1 protein-coding gene and 1 pseudogene are annotated in these 2,546 nt (G+C 47.6%); one reads left to right on the forward strand and one right to left on the reverse strand.

Annotated features, from left to right (window positions below; genetic code table 11):
• Nucleotides 1-87: 87 nt before the first annotated feature.
• Entirely contained in the window at nt 88-2,211 is a 2,124-nt protein-coding gene (locus IM500_RS07135) for a thioredoxin domain-containing protein (RefSeq protein ID WP_287738028.1), read from the reverse strand.
• Nucleotides 2,212-2,289: 78 nt separating this feature from the next.
• On the opposite strand from IM500_RS07135, the pseudogene IM500_RS07140 reads away from it, so the two are divergent.
• Nucleotides 2,290-2,546, forward strand: a pseudogene (locus IM500_RS07140) (RRXRR domain-containing protein); the annotation flags it as partial.

Below are 2,546 nucleotides of genomic sequence, written 5' to 3' on the forward strand. Positions count from 1 at the left end.
GTCAAACCGCCGACACCATCGGTCAAAGCAGGGAGGCATCGCGGCTGGGGTTGTCTCTTTCATCGCCGATTTTTCAACGTAAAGTGCTTACTCTTTAACGATTATACTCGATTTGATCTTTATTTGGCGTTTAAGTCCCAGTAGTATTGACGGATCCGCCATCACCCCGGCAATTTGTTGGTCCAACTGTTCTAAATTTTCCGCCGGTTCAAGGCAGCATAACCCTTGACAAATTAACCCAAATGTGCTAAGGGGCAAACTGGCATCGACTCGATACACCGCAGTGGGCAAATAGCGACTTAACAGCGGCTCGATCGAGCTTTCTGGGGCGCGCAGACAGAAACCGTGACGATAGTGATCGAGGGCGACAAATAAACTGGGGCAAGCGGTGGGGGACTCTTCTAGGATGGTACTAAAAGATTGCAAGGCCTTTTCGGCCCGATCGAGATATTCTAGATTTTCCGTCAATCGCGACAGACGAACTAAATTAGCGATCGCAATTCCGTTGGCCGAAGGGGTGGCATTATCCGTATAACCCCGTTCTCGCACGATCAGATCGAGACTATGATCAGAAGCAGTATTAAAATATCCCCCCTCATCCTCGGACCAAAACCAGCGGTCGAATTCCCCTTGTAGATCGATAGCCGCCTCTAACCAGCCAGTTTCTTGGGGATTAGCCGTTTGCAAGTCCAGTAAAGCCTTAATAAAATAGGCAAAATCCTCCGATTGGGCCAAAACCGAGGCCTGACCCTGATAATTCAAGCGCTGAAAACGTCCATCTAACCACTGATGCTTGAGAATAAACTCGGCCGCGACCGTAGCCATTTGCCAGTACAAAGGTTCGCTAAAGACGGCAAAGGCCCGGGCTAAACCAGAAATCATCAAACTATTCCAAGCGACAATCATTTTCGTATCCGTTACCGCCGGAATCCGTCCCGGCCAAGAGACGGTTTTCGCCTCTTGATTGTCTCTGGCTGGGGGAAAAAGAGCTAATTGGGCTTGAGAACTGCCATAACGCCGAATAAATAACTTATCGAGCATATTTTCTATCTCCTTCCCTAATTCTCCCCCTTGCCGACGTTGCAGGACATTACGACCCTCAAAATTCCCCTCGGCAGTGACGGTAAAATTAGCTTGCAGCAGCCCCAATTCCTCGGTCGAGAGATAATCCCTTAACTCCAGATCCGACCAGACATAAAAGGCCCCTTCCTCCGGTTCCCCATCCGTGGCCTTCTCAAAACTATCGGCATCTTGGGCCGCATAAAAATAACCTTCTGGGGCGGTCATTTCCCGTTTTAGCCAGTTAACCGTGCCTTTAATCCCTCTCTCAAAGGCCGCCTCTCGATTACCCGCACTCCACAAATTGGCTAAATATTCGACAATTTGCCCGTTATCGTAGAGCATTTTTTCAAAATGGGGAACTGTCCACGTCGAATCCACCGTGTAACGATGGAATCCTCCCCCCACATGGTCATAGATTCCCCCCAGGGCCAGATCTTCCCCCCGTTGATAGGCCGCTTGCCGGAGGGAATCGTCAAAATCGTCACCAAAGCGACTACCCTGCAAAGCCAGATGAGAATATGGAATCATCGGAAAACTGGGCCGACCGTAATTATTGGGATTAACCTGAATCACCGCCGTATTTCTCTCGATTCCTGTGGCTAAAAGGGAAGGATCGGTTAAATTGGTCTCTGCTCGCGGTAAAACAGCCGATTGACGCAGTGCGCCCAGCATTTCGGCCGTGAATTTGCTTAATTTCTCCTTTTCCTCGTCATAATAACGACGTACCGATTGCAACACTTGCAGAAAACCGGGCCGGTTAAAGCGCGGTTGCACGGGAAAATAGGTGCCACCATAGAAGGGAATTAAACTATCCGGTGTTAGGAAGACATTCAGAGGCCAACCCCCTTGACCGACCATCATCTGCAATGCTTGCATATAGATGCTATCGATGTCCGGTCTTTCCTCGCGATCAACTTTGATCGGTAAAAAATACTGATTGAGATAATCGGCAATGGCCTGATCGGAAAAAGCTTCTCCTTCCATAACCGTACACCAATGACAGCTAGAATAACCGATCGAGAGAAAGATCGGTTTATCTTCTCTCCTGGCAATTTCTAGGGCGCTGTCACACCAATACCACCAATCGATCGGGTTTTCGGCGTGTTTTCGCAGGTAAAGACTTTCAGATTCAGCCAGATGATTAGTCATGGGAAAAGGGGAATGGCTCTCTTGAGTTTCGTGTTAAAATAGTACAATAGGATACAGTATAGCAGGAGGTGACTATGGACATCTAATCTCAGAAAACATTTGCGACTAGAAAAGTCTAAAAATAAAGCAGAACAATCACCCGAAAGTCATGCTAACGATGGAATTGCTCTTGCCTGTTTTCAGTTTTTAGATTATTGGCCATTCCACAATTCTAATGGTCATGGATATGATTGGAAGGGTTATGTTAAAGTAACGAAGGCTCCCTTTGCTGTCATCAAACGTCCTCCTATTAGTCGTCGTCAACTTCACCTGATGGTTTTTTCTAAAGGTGGTAA

It is taken from the genome of Microcystis sp. M179S2 (genome assembly GCF_020245805.1).
Classification (GTDB): Bacteria; Cyanobacteriota; Cyanobacteriia; order Cyanobacteriales; family Microcystaceae; genus Microcystis; species Microcystis aeruginosa.